Origin of the sequence: Bacillus sp. Marseille-P3661 (assembly GCF_900240995.1) — a bacterium.
GTDB lineage: Bacteria > Bacillota > Bacilli > Bacillales > Bacillaceae_J > OESV01.
On record NZ_LT965953.1, the window covers coordinates 626898 to 643322 of the forward strand.

The 16425-nt window shown below is 36.1% G+C and carries 15 protein-coding genes and 1 other annotated feature; of the genes, 10 read left to right on the forward strand and 5 right to left on the reverse strand.

Annotated features, from left to right (window positions below; translation table 11 throughout):
• Positions 1–75: 75 nt before the first annotated feature.
• Positions 76–900, forward strand: coding sequence for an alpha/beta hydrolase (locus tag C1724_RS02825; protein ID WP_102345222.1), 825 nt, complete (start codon positions 76–78; stop codon positions 898–900).
• Positions 901–968: 68 nt separating this feature from the next.
• Positions 969–2033, forward strand: coding sequence for a tetraprenyl-beta-curcumene synthase family protein (locus C1724_RS02830; RefSeq protein ID WP_180994107.1), 1065 nt, complete (start codon positions 969–971; stop codon positions 2031–2033).
• Between the two features lie 163 nt (positions 2034–2196).
• Here C1724_RS02830 and C1724_RS02835 read toward each other — a convergent pair whose 3' ends face one another.
• Together C1724_RS02835 and C1724_RS02840 are read right to left on the reverse strand one after the other, a co-directional pair.
• On the reverse strand, positions 2197–2769 hold the full coding sequence (locus C1724_RS02835) for a class I SAM-dependent methyltransferase (RefSeq protein WP_102345223.1): 573 nt from the start codon (positions 2767–2769) through the stop codon (positions 2197–2199).
• On the reverse strand, positions 2766–3728 hold the full coding sequence (locus C1724_RS02840) for a TIGR01212 family radical SAM protein (protein WP_180994232.1): 963 nt from the start codon (positions 3726–3728) through the stop codon (positions 2766–2768). The genes C1724_RS02835 and C1724_RS02840 overlap by 4 nt, the downstream gene beginning before the upstream one ends.
• Before the next feature lie 367 nt (positions 3729–4095).
• Here C1724_RS02840 and C1724_RS02845 point away from each other — a divergent pair, with 367 nt between their 5' ends.
• From C1724_RS02845 to C1724_RS02860, 4 genes are all read left to right on the forward strand, one after another.
• Positions 4096–4371, forward strand: a complete 276-nt coding sequence (locus tag C1724_RS02845; protein ID WP_102345225.1) for a DUF2524 family protein — start codon at positions 4096–4098, stop codon at positions 4369–4371.
• Between the two features lie 303 nt (positions 4372–4674).
• Positions 4675–5403: an amino acid ABC transporter ATP-binding protein gene (locus tag C1724_RS02850; RefSeq protein ID WP_102345226.1), complete on the forward strand. Its 729-nt coding sequence runs from the start codon at positions 4675–4677 to the stop codon at positions 5401–5403.
• Between the two features lie 171 nt (positions 5404–5574).
• Positions 5575–5820, forward strand: a binding site (T-box leader).
• 154 nt (positions 5821–5974) lie between these two features.
• A complete protein-coding gene (leuS, locus tag C1724_RS02855; protein WP_102345227.1) occupies positions 5975–8389 on the forward strand; it encodes a leucine--tRNA ligase in 2415 nt (804 codons plus the stop codon).
• A gap of 278 nt (positions 8390–8667) precedes the next feature.
• On the forward strand, positions 8668–8850 hold the full coding sequence (locus C1724_RS02860; protein WP_102345228.1) for a sporulation protein Cse60: 183 nt from the start codon (positions 8668–8670) through the stop codon (positions 8848–8850).
• Positions 8851–8881: 31 nt separating this feature from the next.
• Here the strand turns inward: C1724_RS02860 and C1724_RS02865 are convergent, their stop codons facing one another.
• Complete coding sequence (locus tag C1724_RS02865) at positions 8882–10165, reverse strand: NAD(P)/FAD-dependent oxidoreductase (RefSeq protein WP_102345229.1); 1284 nt, start codon at positions 10163–10165, stop codon at positions 8882–8884.
• Between the two features lie 97 nt (positions 10166–10262).
• On the opposite strand from C1724_RS02865, the gene C1724_RS02870 reads away from it, so the two are divergent.
• On the forward strand, positions 10263–11906 hold the full coding sequence (locus C1724_RS02870; RefSeq protein WP_102345230.1) for a putative polysaccharide biosynthesis protein: 1644 nt from the start codon (positions 10263–10265) through the stop codon (positions 11904–11906).
• A gap of 18 nt (positions 11907–11924) precedes the next feature.
• On the opposite strand, the gene C1724_RS02875 is transcribed toward C1724_RS02870, so the two are convergent.
• Positions 11925–12197, reverse strand: a complete 273-nt coding sequence (locus C1724_RS02875; protein WP_374703415.1) for a hypothetical protein — start codon at positions 12195–12197, stop codon at positions 11925–11927.
• Between the two features lie 114 nt (positions 12198–12311).
• Here C1724_RS02875 and C1724_RS02880 point away from each other — a divergent pair, with 114 nt between their 5' ends.
• Entirely contained in the window at positions 12312–13028 is a 717-nt protein-coding gene (locus C1724_RS02880; protein WP_102345231.1) for a pseudouridine synthase, read from the forward strand.
• Between the two features lie 83 nt (positions 13029–13111).
• On the opposite strand, the gene C1724_RS02885 is transcribed toward C1724_RS02880, so the two are convergent.
• Positions 13112–13309: a DeoR family transcriptional regulator gene (locus C1724_RS02885; protein WP_374703438.1), complete on the reverse strand. Its 198-nt coding sequence runs from the start codon at positions 13307–13309 to the stop codon at positions 13112–13114.
• Between the two features lie 428 nt (positions 13310–13737).
• Between C1724_RS02885 and C1724_RS02890 the strand changes: the two genes are divergently transcribed.
• Together C1724_RS02890 and pepV are read left to right on the forward strand one after the other, a co-directional pair.
• Positions 13738–14751 (forward strand): potassium channel family protein, encoded by a 1014-nt coding sequence (locus C1724_RS02890; protein WP_102345233.1) that lies wholly within the window; start codon positions 13738–13740, stop codon positions 14749–14751.
• A 60-nt stretch (positions 14752–14811) separates the two neighbouring features.
• Positions 14812–16251, forward strand: a complete 1440-nt coding sequence (gene pepV / locus C1724_RS02895; protein ID WP_102345234.1) for a dipeptidase PepV — start codon at positions 14812–14814, stop codon at positions 16249–16251.
• The last annotated feature ends 174 nt before the right edge of the window (positions 16252–16425 follow it).

The following is a 16425-nucleotide window of genomic DNA, read 5'->3' on the forward strand; positions in this document are numbered from 1 at the left end:
TAATAGTATAGACATAAAATGATTGTAACACGTAAGTTTGGTAAATTTAAGCATTTTAGTTTAGGGGGCACAGTTATGTGGAAATGGGAAACGGAGAATCCTCGAGGTGTTTTTGTTGTTGTTCACGGTGCGTTTGAACATCAAGGCCGTTATAAATGGTTAACGGAAATGCTACGAGCAGAACATTTTAATGTAATTATTGGGGATCTACCAGGGCAAGGAACATCGAGAAGTCGTCGTGGGCATATTGATTCATTTGATGAATATATAGAAACAATTGCTACTTGGGTTGAGGAAGCAAAAAAATATAATTTGCCAATCTTTTTATTAGGACATAGTATGGGTGGCTTGGCGGTAATTCGAACATTGCAAGAGAAACAACTGCCGGTTAATGCTGCTATTTTATCATCACCATGTTTAGGCTTAGTAAGTTATCCTTCTAGGGGGCTGCAAATGTTGTCAAAGGTATTAAATATCGTTATGCCAACTTTGCGTTTAGCATCCCATATGGAACCTAAAATTGCGACCCGAAATAAAGAAGTGATGGAATTAGATGAAAATGACTCTTTATATGTTCAAAAGGTATCTATACGATGGTATCGAGAACTTGTAAAGTCTATGCAACTTGCTGATCGGAATATTTCTAGAATACCAGACCTGCCTATTTTAATTATGCAGGGCGGGGAAGATAAAATAATTGATAAAATTATTGTCAAACAATGGTTTGATCGTCTCCAAGTAAGTGAAAAATTATATAAAGAATGGCCTGGTCTTTATCATGAGGTTTTTAATGAACCAGAGCGAAACCAAGTGTTTGTATTTGCAAAAGGATTTATTGATTTGCAGTTAAATAATGATAAATATAAAAAGATTGAACAAATCGAGCCCAATAAAGAATAGATAGTGATTAGATGCTGGAGCTAGCCTTAGTTTGCAACATGCTATTGCTGTAGTTTGGGGGAATTGTATTGGCGGTACCTAAAGATCCATTTTTTTTAATGAAAAAAATATATAAAAATGTTTTTCCGACTGTTCATTATTACCTAGAAGATTGGAAAACACGTGCGGAATCCATTCCGAATCCCGAATTAAAAAAACAGGCCCTTGCTAGCATTGAAACTAAGTCTTTTCATTGTGAAGGTGGCGCTGTTTATTCGATATTAACAACTGACTACGAGAAGGAATGCATACGTTTTATTGTTGCTTATCAAACAATCAGTGATTATTTAGATAATCTTTGTGACCGTAGTACATCTATGGATCCTGTTGATTTTAGGGCTTTACATGAAGCTATGATTCATGCCTTAATACCGGGTCAAGCACCCCTGAATTATTATCGGTTCAGGAAAGAGCAAAATGATGGTGGTTATTTACTTTCTTTAGTTGTCACCTGTCAGGAGGTTCTTGGTAAGGTTAAACATTATCATAAAATTGCGCCATTACTACATGAATTGGCTCAATATTATTGTGATTTACAAGTATATAAGCATATCGATCAAGCTGAAAGAGTGCAAAAACTAAAATCGTGGTTTGATATGTATAAAAACAAGTTACCTGAAATGACTTGGTATGAATTTTCTGCATGTGCAGGGTCCACATTAGGTATATTTTGCTTAGTAGCTTATGCATTTAATGACGAGTTCTCTAATCAACATATAAATAAAGTGAAACAAGGACTTTTTCCATATGTGCAAGGCTTGCATATCTTGTTAGATTATTTTATCGATCAGAAAGAAGATGAAAAGGGTGGTGATTTAAATTTCTGTTTCTATTTTCCCGATACTGAGATACTAACGAAACGTTTGTGCCATTTTTTAGTACAAGCTGATCAACATATTAAAGATCTGCCGGATGAACGCTTTCATCGTTTAATAAATCGTGGATTATTAGGTGTGTATTTATCAGATCAAAAGGTTTCAGAGCAACCAGAGGTAGCTAAAGTTGCAAAGGAATTACTAAAATGTGGCGGTTTAATTTCATGGTTTTTTTACATAAATGGTCGGTGGTATCGCAAGCTAATAAAAAGTCGGTAATGGCGCATGGGGAAACTCTATAAAACAGTCACTTTTAATACAAACAAAAATGTGAAGTATATGATCGAAATCCAAACAATGTAGTCCATACCATAAAAAAACAGGTGAAGAAGTACTTCACCTGTTTTGAAATTCATCTTTATATTTGCGAACAGAAAGCTTATCATTTTTTTTCGATCGCAATGATAAATGGAGGATGATTTTTTTGATTTAAAAATTCATATTTTAAAACATTTGCTTGTTTTTGTTCTATTGTTGCCACAAATTCTAAAAGTGCATCTCGCTCATACATTCCTTCAGGATGGCCATGGTATACAACAAGGATAATAATCCCTCCGTATGGCATTATACTAAGAAGTTGTCGTATCGCATTGATAGTTCGAGATGGTGTTGTAACAATATTTTTGTCGCCGCCAGGCAAATATCCAAGATTAAAAATTGCGGCCTTCACTTTTTTAGTTTCATCTTTAGGAATTAATATTTCAATCTGATCGTGACTCTCGTGGAAAAGGGTCGCTCGATTATCTAGTTGTTTTTCTTTTAATAAAGTATACGTATTTTCAAGAGCTTTTTCTTGGATATCAAATCCATATACCTTGCCTTGTTCGCCAACAAGCTCTGCTAAAAGGGCGGTATCATTACCATTACCTATCGTTGCATCAATAGCAATATCACCATCGTGTACGGCATTTGCTAATAACGAGTGTGCAAAGGGTAAGACCCGTTTCAAAATCATGACGTACAACCTTCCTGAATAGCATATTTACCTTGCCAACTGTTCCGGCGTTTTAATTCATCGTCAATGGCATTTAATACTTCCCATTTACGTAGGCTCCACATTGGTCCAATCATTAACTCTGGAGGACCGTCTCCCGTTATTCGATGGATAACGATTTCAGGTGGGAGAATTTCAATTTGATCGCAAACTAGGTTTACATACTCTTCGAATGATAAAAATTGTAAGAGTCCTTTCTCGTATTGTTTTACCATAGGAGTGCCTTTTAAAAGATGCAATAAATGAATTTTAATACCTTGAATATCGAGGTTCGCCACTGCTTTAGCAGTTTCGAGCATCATCTCGGGCGTTTCCTGTGGCAAGCCATTAATAATATGAGAACAAACACGAATACCATGTTTACGAAGTTTATTCACGCCATCAATATAACATTGATAATCATGAGCACGATTAATAAGGGAAGCGGTAGATTCATGAATTGTTTGTAAACCTAGTTCAACCCATAAGTATGTTCTTTCATTTAATTCAGCTAAATATTCTACAACATCATCTGGCAAGCAATCTGGGCGTGTAGCAATTGATAAACCAACAACACCTTCTTGTTCAAGGATGATTTCATACTTTTGCCGAAGCTCATCTACTGGAGCATACGTATTTGAAAAAGCCTGAAAATAACCAAGATATTTCCCGTCTTTCCACTTTTCGTGCATTTTTTCTTTTATATCATTAAATTGTTTGACAAGATTGTCAGCACGATCACCTGCAAAATCACCTGATCCAGCTGCACTGCAAAACGTACACCCTCCAAAGGCTACATTTCCATCTCGGTTTGGACAATCAAATCCGCCATCTAATGCAACCTTAAATACTTTATGTCCAAATGTTTCACGTAAGTGATAATTCCACGTATGGTACCTCTTTTGGTCATGTGCATAAGGGAATGGATTAGACATAGTAATCCCTCCTTTTATAATTAGGCTTATTAAAAACTTATTGTTGATATAGCTACTAAGTTGATTGGAGCGTAAGGTGCGAGACTCCTGCGGGAGCAGCGGGACAGGTGAGACTCCGCAGGTGCGAAGCGCTGAGGAGGCTCACCGCCCGCCCCGCGGAAAGCGAGCATCCTGGAGCGAAAATCAACAGGCTAAACACAGATAATAATCAAAATATCTAAGTATTTTGCACTTAAATATAACTGACATTTTAACATGAAAGTACATGATAATCCAAATGAAAAAAATACAAGCCAATTCCATTCATAATGCGTGTTGTATAAGTGCACTATATAAATGTATAGTTCAACTTGATTTTAAGAGAGGTGTTAAAATGGCAACACGTGTTTCGGTTGATCAATTTATCCATCGGGCTGAACAAGTTTGTGAAAAGGCTTTAAAACAATTAGATGAAGCAAAAAAGCAAGAGCATTACAATATTATTGAATATAATCAAGCACAACAACAATTAAACGAAGTATACAGTGATATTGAAAAATTAATGATGAGCTCAAACAAGCAACAAAAAGAAAGGCTTTATCGTATGCAGCTCCAAATTGGGCGCATACAAAATGATATGATCTTGGATGAACAAGACTTAATGATGTAAAATCTTAAACCTTGCTATGAGGTCATAGCAAGGTTTTTCTAATTGAATTGGCTAATAATCTTTCTTATATATTGGTAGTAATTTATTGAAACTTTCCTATATCTACTTCAAGGTTTTAAAATAACTGTTATAATTATTCTGGGTTCTTAATTGAATTATAATGGCCTTATATAAGATTTCGGATAATAAAATTTTATCAGTAATTTGAACGATCAGTGGAGGAAAAAGAGTGTCGTAGGTTATACCTTTATGTAAAAGCCCTACTGATTGGTTTCACATTATTGAAAGGAGATATAAAACTTCATGAGTATCATTCAAGTTAAAAATTTAAAAAAATCATTTGGTAAATTAGAAGTACTTAAGGATATAAATGCTGTAATTGAAGAGCGTGAAGTGCTTTGTGTGATAGGTCCGTCTGGTTCAGGTAAAAGTACCTTTTTAAGATGCCTTAATAAGATTGAAGAAATTACAGATGGACATGTTATTGTTAATGGCCACGATTTAGTGGATCCAAAGGTTGATATTAATAAAGTACGCCAAGAAGTTGGAATGGTATTTCAACACTTTAACTTATTTCCTCATAAAACAGTACTAGAAAATATCATACTTTCACCAATGAAAGTTTTAGGACAGTCTAAGGAAGAAGCAACTGCAACTGCATTAGATCTTTTAGATAAAGTTGGACTGAAAGATAAAGCAAATGTTTACCCGGATTCGTTATCAGGTGGGCAAAAACAGCGCGTTGCTATTGCGCGTGCATTAGCTATGAAACCAAAAGTTATGCTATTTGATGAGCCGACTTCTGCGCTTGACCCAGAGGTTGTTGGGGAAGTGCTTGAAGTTATGAAACAACTGGCTAAAGAAGGAATGACAATGGTAGTTGTTACACATGAAATGGGATTTGCACGAGAAGTAGGGGATCGAGTGATATTCATGGATGCTGGTTATATTATAGAAGAAAATAAGCCGCATGAATTATTTAATAATCCGCAACATGAACGAACTAAAGCATTTCTAAGTAAAGTATTATAGTTCATTAAATGTGGGGACTCAAAAGTTGGACTATTACTTTTGAATCCCATTAAATTTTATCGAAAAATTAAATTTATTTAAAATATAATTCTAAAATTTCTTTGCAAAACTTGACAACAAATTGACAAATAATTAAAATACCATGTATACCATAGAGAATTTTATATACATAATAAAGCTATGATGAGGAGTAGTAGTGTATCGATAGGTTACTAAGAGAATTGACGGTTGGTGAAAGTCAATACCTTATCTACATGAACTCGCCTCTAAGTTGCAAGTGTGAACATATAAGTAATATTTGCCGTATGATCCGCGTTAAGGAGTTATCTGAGTGAGTGTACATATTATTTATTTTACATAATGACACTAATATGGGTGGTACCGCGGGAAAATTACAATCAACCTCTCGTCCCTAGTTGAAATAGACAGGGGCGGGAGGTTTTTTAGAACTATTAAATATGACAAGCTGGTCGACCTGCTTAAAATGGTGATTATATGTATAAATACTAAGTGGTTGTGATGGCATATCACATTTACAATAGCAAAGTGATTGGTAAAAGGAGGGTTTCAAATGGCTTTTGATCATAAGGTAGTCGAACAAAAGTGGCAAAAAGTATGGGAAGAAAATAAGACATTTAAAACAATAGAGGAGAAGGATAAGCCTAAGTTTTATGCTTTAGATATGTTCCCTTATCCTTCAGGGGCAGGTTTGCATGTAGGCCATCCAGAAGGCTATACTGCAACAGATATTCTGTCAAGAATGAAAAGAATGCAAGGCTATAATGTACTTCATCCGATGGGATGGGATGCATTTGGATTACCAGCAGAACAATATGCGTTAGATACAGGAAATGATCCAGCTGTGTTTACTGAAAAAAATATTAATACATTCCGTCGACAAATTAAAGCGTTGGGTTTTTCTTATGATTGGGATCGTGAAATCAATACAACAGATCCCCATTATTATAAATGGACACAGTGGATTTTCTTGCAGCTATATAAAAAAGGTTTAGCTTATATAGATGAAGTACCGGTAAACTGGTGCCCAGCATTAGGAACAGTTCTAGCCAATGAGGAAGTTATTGATGGTAAAAGTGAGCGTGGTGGACATCCTGTTGAACGCCGCCCAATGAAACAGTGGATGCTTAAAATTACAGCATACGCGGATCGTTTACTTGAAGACTTAGAAGAATTAGATTGGCCTGAAAGCATTAAAGAAATGCAACGCAATTGGATTGGCCGTTCTGAAGGCGCTGAAATTACGTTCGATATTGATGGAATAGATGAAAGTTTCAACGTTTTTACGACAAGACCTGATACGATTTTCGGTGCAACTTATGCAGTGTTGGCTCCTGAACACCCGCTCGTGTCTAAAATTACAACTCCAGAACATGCAGGGGATGTTGAAAACTATATTCAAAAAATTAAGTCTAAAAGTGATCTAGAGCGCACAGATTTGGCTAAAGAAAAAACAGGGGTATTTACAGGCGCATACGCAATTAATCCTGTAAATGGAGAAAAGATGCCGATTTGGATCGCTGATTATGTATTAATGGGTTATGGTTCAGGTGCGATTATGGCTGTACCTGCACATGATGAGCGTGACTATGAATTTGCAAAAGTATTTGGATTAGAAATAAAGGAGGTCGTTGCCGGTGGTGATGTTTCAGAAGAGGCATATACTGGTGATGGTCAACATGTGAATTCAGAGTTTTTAAATGGTTTGAAGAAGGATGAAGCCATTTCTAAAGCAATCGCTTGGTTTGAAGAGCAAGGAAAGGGCACAAAAAAAGTAACGTACAGACTACGCGATTGGTTATTCAGCCGTCAACGCTATTGGGGTGAACCAATTCCTGTTATTCATTGGGAAGATGGTACAACAACGACGGTTCCTGAATCTGAATTACCTTTAATGTTACCAAAAACAGATAATATTAAGCCATCCGGTACAGGAGAATCCCCGCTTGCAATTATCGAGGATTGGGTAAATGTTGTTGATCCTGAGACAGGTAAAAAAGGTCGTCGTGAGACTAATACAATGCCACAATGGGCAGGAAGCTGCTGGTATTACTTACGTTATATTGATCCCAACAACAGTGAATACTTGGCAGATCCTGAATTGTTGAAGCGCTGGCTTCCTGTTGATATATATATTGGCGGAGCAGAACATGCTGTATTGCATCTATTATATGCACGTTTCTGGCACAAGGTATTATATGATATTGGTGTTGTACATACGAAAGAACCGTTCCAAAAACTATTCAACCAAGGAATGATTCTCGGTGAAGGCAACGAAAAAATGAGTAAATCAAAAGGTAATGTTGTAAATCCAGATGATATTATCGAAAGTCACGGTGCTGACACCCTTCGCTTGTACGAAATGTTTATGGGGCCATTAGATGCATCCATTGCATGGTCCACAAATGGATTAGATGGTGCTCGCCGATTCCTTGATCGTGTTTGGCGTTTATTTGTCACAGATGAAGGTACGTTAAATAGTAAAATCAGCGATCAAGCTAACCCCGCATTAGAACGTGTTTATCATCAAACTGTTAAAAAAGTAAGCGATGATTATGAAGGCTTACGTTTTAACGTTGCTATTTCACAAATGATGGTATTTATTAACGATGCATATAAAGCTGAACAATTGCCGAAGGAATATATGAAAGGTTTTGTGAAATTACTATCTCCAATCGCTCCGCATTTAACAGAGGAGCTTTGGGAGCTATTAGGACACACTACTACTATTAGTTATGAAGCGTGGCCAACATACGATGAAACGAAACTTGTTGATGATGAGGTTGAAATTGTTGTCCAACTGAACGGAAAAGTCCGTGCTAAAATAAATATTCCAAAGGATGCTTCTAAAGAACAAATGGAAGAGATTGCAATGAGCGACGAAAAAATTAAGGAAGATTTATCAGGGAAAACAATTAGGAAAGTGATCGCTGTCCCAAGTAAGTTAGTAAATATTGTTGCGAATTAAATAGAGAAGTTAAATCAAGTTCTTAATTGAAATAAAAAGGACATTGCTTATTTTAATATGCAATGTCCTTTTTTTATTTTAGGACAGAAAGCAACTTCTCAATAAAGAGAACATCGAGCTTATGTGATTTATGTTTTGTGGATTAGGTTGAGGATATTTAATATTTTTCTGTTTGATAATTGCCAATTATGAGAATAATATGTACTGGATGTAATAATGGGCGAAGTAATATACATGTTTTAGATTTTTTTTCAAAAATTAATCGGAGGTGAATAAGGGTGTTACAAGTAAAAGTATTTGATGAAGAACATGAGAAGGATTTGGAGGATAGTGTGAATGAATTTTTAGCTATTGTTTCGGAAGATCAAGTAGTAGATATTCAGTTTAGAGTTGCGGTTACAAATGAGGAAGAAAGTGATCAAATCTATTGTTTTTCAGCTATGATCGTCTACCGCAGTTAATAGGTAAGCGGGCCCCCTACTGAGGTACCCGCTAACTAAGTTTGGTTTTTTCAGAGCTGACTATTGCCGCATTTAATCCTGCAAGTCTACCTGTTACAAGTGCTGCAGTAATATTATAACCACCTGTATATCCATGGATATCTAAAATCTCTCCACAAAAGAACAATCCATGCATTATTTTAGATGACATTTCCTTAGGATTGATTTCTTTTACGGATACTCCACCGCCTGTTACAAAAGCTTTTTCAATTGGAAGTGTACCATTAACCTTTACTTCAAAATTCTTTAAATCTTTTACAAGTGCTCGTACTTTATCTGTTGCAAGATGATCAAAGGTAATTTGTTCTTCAATTTCATTTTTACTAAGTAAAAATAATAGATATCGTTCTTGTACAAGGCTTTTTAATACATTTTTTATAGCCTTTTTAGGATCAGCTTTTAATAGTTTCGTAATATGTTGAAAGAGAGTTTCTTCGTTTTGCTCGGGAAAGCTGTCAATTCGAATACGAACTTCATTTCCCTTTTGTTTTTTTAATTCTTTTACAACGTACTGACTGCAACGAAGAATTGCGGGTCCGGATAACCCAAAATGTGTAAAGATCATATCCATTTTGTGAGTAATGATTACTTTTCCTTTTGGATTTACAACTGAAACAGCAACAGCTTTTAGAGAGAGACCTTGAAGCACTCGGCTGCGAATAAAGGGCTCTGTAGAAGTAAGAGGTACTTCAGTTGGATAAAGATCAGTTATTGTATGGCCAGCTTCCTCAGCCCAGGCGTATCCATCTCCAGTTGATCCAGTATGTGGAACGGATTTCCCGCCCACTGCAACAACAACAGCCTTTGAATGAAGAATAGAACCATCTTTTAATTGGACCCCGCTAACGGAACCTTCATGATATAGTACTTTCTTTACTGGTGTATTCGTTCGTATATCGACCTTTAATTGTTTTATTCTATGAAGCAAGGCATCGACGACTGATTGAGCTTTATCTGAAACAGGGAACATCCGTCCATGATCTTCTTCCTTTAGTTTAACTCCAAGCTTTTCGAAAAAACGAATGATACCTTGATTATCAAATTCTGAGAAAGCACTATATAGAAAACGGCCATTTCCTGGAATATGTTTAATAATTTCATCTACGGGAAGTCTGTTTGTAACGTTACATCTCCCACCACCGGAGATTGCAAGCTTTCTTCCAAGGTTGTTCCCTTTATCAACTAATAGAACCTTTGCATTATGTTCACCTGCAGCAATCGCCGCCATTAGACCTGAAGGGCCGCCACCAATAACTATGACATCGTATGTATTCATGATTTCACATCTTTCTAACGTTTCTACTGTATGTTAAAATACAGAAGTTATTAGTAGTTGTCAAATTTACAAGGTTTTTCCTGAATAGGAGGGCTATATGTCCGGGTCGAAGTTTCTTAAGGGGACACTGATATTAACTGGTGCAACCTTTATTTCAAAATTTTTAGGAATGATTTATGTTATCCCCTTTTATGCAATTGTAGGAACCTCAGGTGGTGCGCTTTATTCCTATGGCTATATTCCATATACTATTATCTTGAGTATGGCGACGATGGGCGTACCGCTTGCAGTATCAAAATTTGTTTCAAAATATAATGCACTTGGTGACTATCATACTGGTAGGAAATTATTTAAAGCTGGGTTAGCTTTAATGTTTATAAGCGGCTTACTAGCGTTTTTAGCTTTATATACTTTAGCCCCTTGGTTAGCGCCTAAAATAATTGGAAATAATGAGCAAGGTATTTCGCTTGAGGAAGTTGTGTTTGTTATTCGTATGGTAAGTACAGCGTTAATTATTGTACCTATGATGAGTATTATACGCGGCTTTTTTCAAGGGCATCAATCAATGGCTCCAACAGCTGTGTCACAAGTAATTGAGCAAATTGTTCGGATTATTTTCTTACTTGTAGCAAGTTATATTGTTATCAGTGTTTTTAATGGTAGTTTACATGTTGCAGTAGGTTTTTCTGTGTTTGCAGCGACGATTGGTGCAATTGCAGGAATGGGCGTATTAATTTGGTATTGGTTTCGTCGCCGAAAGGATCTTAATGAACTATTAGTACAAAGTACAACAAATGTAGCTATATCTAATAAACAAATGTTTACTGAGCTTTTATCCTATGCAGGTCCATTTGTGTTCGTAAGTTTAGCGATCCCCTTGTACCAGCTAGTAGATGAGTTTACATTTAATCGAGCGATGGAGAGTATTAATAAAGGTGGGGAGTATGCTCATCATTTATTTTCGATTTTTAATATGTATGGTCATAAATTAATTATGATTCCGGTATCGTTAGCAACTGCATTGGGGTTAACGCTCGTACCAACAATTACGGAATCGTTTACTAGCCAAAATCGTAGTATACTAAACAAGCAAATAACACAAGCATTACAAATTGTTGTGTTTTTAACTTTTCCAGCTGTAGTTGGTTTAGCTGTACTTGCTGGACCAGCAATAGGTTCGCTTTTTAGTGTGGATATAATTGATATCGGTGAAGGAATCATACAGTATTATTCACCAATTGCTTTATTATTTGCATTGTTTACAGTAACAGCAGCTATTCTTCAAGGAATCAATCAGCAGCGCTTTGCTGTTATTAGCATGTTTGGCGGTTTGTTGCTCAAGCTAATTTTAAATGTACCTTTAATAAAAGTATTTGAAATATATGGTGCTATTACGGCAACAGGATTTGGCTTTTTATTCTCCATTGCTTTTAATTTTGGAATCATTAAAAAGTATGGGAAAATTAAGTATAGGCTTTTTGCTAGACGTGCGTTATTTATTACAATTCTAGTTGTGATAATGGCTATTACTGTGAAACTAATCATGTGGATTCTTGCGCTCTTTATACAATATGAAGATGGACGCGGGCAGTCAGTTGTTGTCCTCATGATATCTATAATGGTTGGAGCTGGTCTATACTTATGGTTAAGTATTCAAAGTAACCTTGCCGGTTTAATTTTGGGTTCGCGATTTAAATTTTTACAAAAAAAGAAGGCGAAAAAAGTTTTCGCCTCCGAGTAATTTAGTGTGCTCTGATTCTTACCAATTATCCTCAGCACTAATTACATAGCCTAATTGACGCTCAACACGTTGTAAGCGTCTGTTTAAGCGATTTAATCGTTGTGTGTGACGTTGTAGCTGTTGTTCAATACGATCTAAACGTCGATCCACTGAACCGCCGCCACCGCCGCCACCTGGGAATCCTCCTGGAAAACCTGGGAATCCTGGGAAGAATCCAGCTGGTTGTTGTTGACGCTCATACTCATACATATCATACATGTTTTGCATATCGTGCATGTTGTTGTAGTACATGGCATTCGCTCCTTTTTAAATTTGAATACGTTAATACGATATGTACGATAGGCAGCAGCTGACTAAACTATCGCCTAGAAAAATCAAAATAAAGAAAGACGGAGGTGGTAACCCGTGAGAATTGATAAATTATTATCTAATACTGGATTTGGGAGCAGGAAGGAAGTAAAGAAATTATTAAAAACAGGCTCGGTAAGTGTAAATGATGCGGTTGTAAAAGATCCGCAAACACATATTGATCCTAACGCAGATACAATAACTGTTCATGGCGAACCAGTAGAATATCGTGGTGAATTTATTTATTTGATGATGAATAAGCCTAGTGGTGTCATTTCAGCGACAGAGGATGATCATGAGGAGACCGTGATTGATTTACTAGAAATGGAGGACCAAATTTATGAACCGTTTCCGGTTGGCCGCCTTGATAAAGATACAGTCGGTTTATTGCTATTAACGAATGATGGACAGTTGGCCCATCAGTTACTTTCTCCTAAAAAGCATGTGCCGAAAACGTACTATGCAAAAATTAAAGGCCTTGTTACAGATTCGGATATTGAAAGCTTTAAGCAAGGTGTTACACTTGATGATGGCTATTTGACAAAACCAGCTGATTTGGTCATTTTATCATCAGGAGATGAATCTGAGATAGAATTAACAATAACAGAAGGAAAATTTCATCAAGTAAAGCGAATGTTTGAAGCTGTAGGAAAAAAAGTGACATTCCTTATGAGAATAAAAATGGGACCGTTACCCTTGGATGAAAGTCTCTCTTTGGGAGAATATCGTGATCTGACCGAGGAAGAAATAGAATCTTTGAAAAACACAAAATAACAAAAAAGCCACGTAGTATTAAAATCGTGGCTTTTTACAGTATTATAAAAATATCTTCCCTAATGAATGAACATTTTGATAATTTAAGATATCTTAACCTTTTTGTCTGTAGTGGTCCATATGCCCCGAGTTGGGCTACATACGAGATTGTTATAAGATAGTACATTAAGATCTCGTTGAATGGTTCTGTTCGTTGTACCAAACTCCTCTACAAGCTCTTGTGTAGACACTTTACCTTTTTCACTAATAAAAAGATAAACGGATTTAATACGGTTTAGCATACGGTCAGTTGGGTTCAAAAAACCACTCCTTATTGGATTATTCACTCAATCTGGTGAACAAATAATTAGAGGTGAATTCATTTCTCTTGAAGACTCCATAGGCTAGTAACATATCAACTTTACTTCTAGTGTATACTACTTTTCTTTATTTTCCCACAATTTGGGCTCATTATCAAATGGGTCTATTAAATCACCCCACTTATGTCCTTTATTTACTATTTACTATATGAATAATAAACTGAATTGTATGACTATTTCTACAAATGATATTAAAATCCTGCTTCATTCTTGAACATTCAACAAATTTTTAAGCTAACTTAATTAAAGGTGGTTAATTCGTCAAAATCCGACAAGTGACAGTCACCGTAGTTTTTGGTATTGTTAGTTATATATTTGGAAACCCAACTTTTGGAAAAAGGGGGTTAGTCATGATTTTTTTTAGATTGTTTATTTCGTTAACGAAAATAAATAACTGGCTGTTATTATGGGCAAGTCTTTCTCTTGTTTTATTTAGTACGTTAATTATTGCTTATCTCGAACCAGAAACGTTTCCAACTTTGTTCGAAGCTCTTTGGTGGGTAATGACTACTGTAACAACTGTTGGCTATGGTGATTATTATCCTGTTACCGTGGCAGGACGGATTTATGCGATCTTTCTTTATATCATCGGTATAGGTTTAATTGGGGTTGTGATTGGGAAAATAGTTGATCTGTTTGTCATCATTCGTAAAAAAAGGGAGGGCGGCGAAATGACCTTTCAAGGTAACAATCATATTGTCATTGTAGGATGGTCAAAAAAGGCATTGTATGCTGTAGAGGAGATTATCGAATCTGAACCTCGTATTGATATTGTTATTATCGATACTTTAGAACAAGCACCGTTATTAGAGAAAAATATTCATTATATCAAGGGTGAAGCGTCTAAAAGAGCAATTTTAGAGAAAGCGAATGTTTCGAAAGCGAAAGCCGTGCTTATTTTTGCGGATGATAATATACAGAACGCCTTATTAACAGATGGCAAATCGTTAATGATTGCATCTTCAATTGAAAGTATTGCACCGGATATTCATACGACTGTAGAAATAATGGATGAAGAACATATTAAAAATTTTAAACATGTTAAAGTAGATGACTTTGTATTAACACATGATACTATATCACGACTCGCGGTTAGGTCAATCTTCACAAAGGGAGTAACGAATGTTTACTCACAATTAATTAGTCGAAAATATGGCGAGGATTTATTTCCTATTCCCAAAAGAGAACATTGGATAACATACCGTGATGCATTTAATGATTTGCTGAGTGAAGGGGCAACACTAATATCTGATAGAGATAAATTAGGTATAAACCGTCGGTTGGATGAAATGATTGAAGAGGATGCACAATTGTTTATTATTTGTAACAAAGCAACTTACGAAAAGATACTGACTGATATGTAGTGACAGCTTTTAAAAGGTTGACAAAAAGATAATCATGTAAACCGAAAGGGGACATTATGGATGTCATCTAAAATCAATTGGATAGAAGAAGTTCAAAAACGAAAGGAATCTATTATTCAGGATACACAAAAGTTTTTACAAATTAAAAGTGTTCTAGATGAAGAGCATACAACACCGTCTGCACCGCTAGGAGAGGGGATTCGCCGTGCCCTTGAATTTATGCTCGAAAAGGGTGAGCAGGATGGTTTTATAGTGAAAAATGTTGATGGCTTAGCAGGGCATATCGAATACGGTAAAGGAACATCTTTATTGGGGATTTTATGCCACGTTGACGTAGTCCCTGAAGGCGATGGGTGGACGAGTGCACCTTATAGTGCAGAAATTAGAGACGGAAAGATTTTTGCACGGGGAGCTATCGATGATAAAGGTCCAACAATGGCAGCTTATTATGCCATGAAAATAGTAAAGGAGCTAGGAGTACCTATTGAAAAAAGAATTCGCATAATTCTGGGAACAGACGAGGAAAGTGATTGGCGTTGTGTTGAGCATTATTTTAAGCACGAGGAGATGCCTACAATCGGGTTTGCACCAGATGCTGATTTTCCTATCATTCATGCAGAAAAAGGTATTTTTGATTTTGAGTTCCATCAAAATAATGAATTAAATATCGAGCCAACAATAGGCGTTACACTTTTGAATTTTGCAGCAGGGCGACGATTAAATATGGTCCCGGACTTAGCAGAAGCCATTCTTGTTGATAAGAGCGGGACGCAAGGCTTAAATGAAATTCGACAGCTTTTTGAGACATATTTACAGGAGCAAAACTTAAAGGGAAAAGCTGTAATCGATAACGAAACACAGCTATCTATCCGCCTCGAAGGTATATCTGCACATGGAATGGAGCCTAATAATGGGAAAAACGCAGGCTTATTATTAATTCAATTTTTACAAACAGTGAATGTAGATGCACGCGGCAATACTTATATTTCATTTGTAAACCAATATTTTGGGCAAGACACTCGCGGTATTGCTTTAGGAATAAATGATAGTGATGATATTTCGGGTGAGCTTACAATAAACAGTGGTCTGTTTAGATATTCAAGGAATGAAGGAGGATCAATCGGCTTAAATTTGCGGTATCCTGTCAGGCATGATATTGATGCTACAAAACAAAAATTAAAGGAAATCGCAGAGAATCATTCTTTTACGTTTAAGGAACTGAATGATTCTAAGCCACATCACGTTGATAAAAACCATCCTTTAATAAATTCTTTAATAAAAGTTTATGAAGAACAAACACATGAAAAAGCAGAATTAATTGCAATTGGCGGCGGCACATATGCAAGGTCTTTGGCGGCTGGAGTTGCATTCGGTCCACTATTTCCAGGTCGCCCTGATGTGGCACATCAACGTGATGAATATATCGAAATTGAAGATCTATTAAAAGCAACCGCTATATATGCACAAGCTATTTTTGAGTTGGCGAAGGAGGATAAATAAAACTCGGCTACCTTTGCCGGGTTTTTTGTATTATTTACATGGATTTATATTGTAATGAAGTAATAGTGGGTGCCGTTGATGAAGGCGAAAATTAATTCTTTTTCTTTTCACTGAAATTTAGTAAACTTACCTATATTAATCTATAAATCAGTTATCTCGTTAAGCTAATAAAAT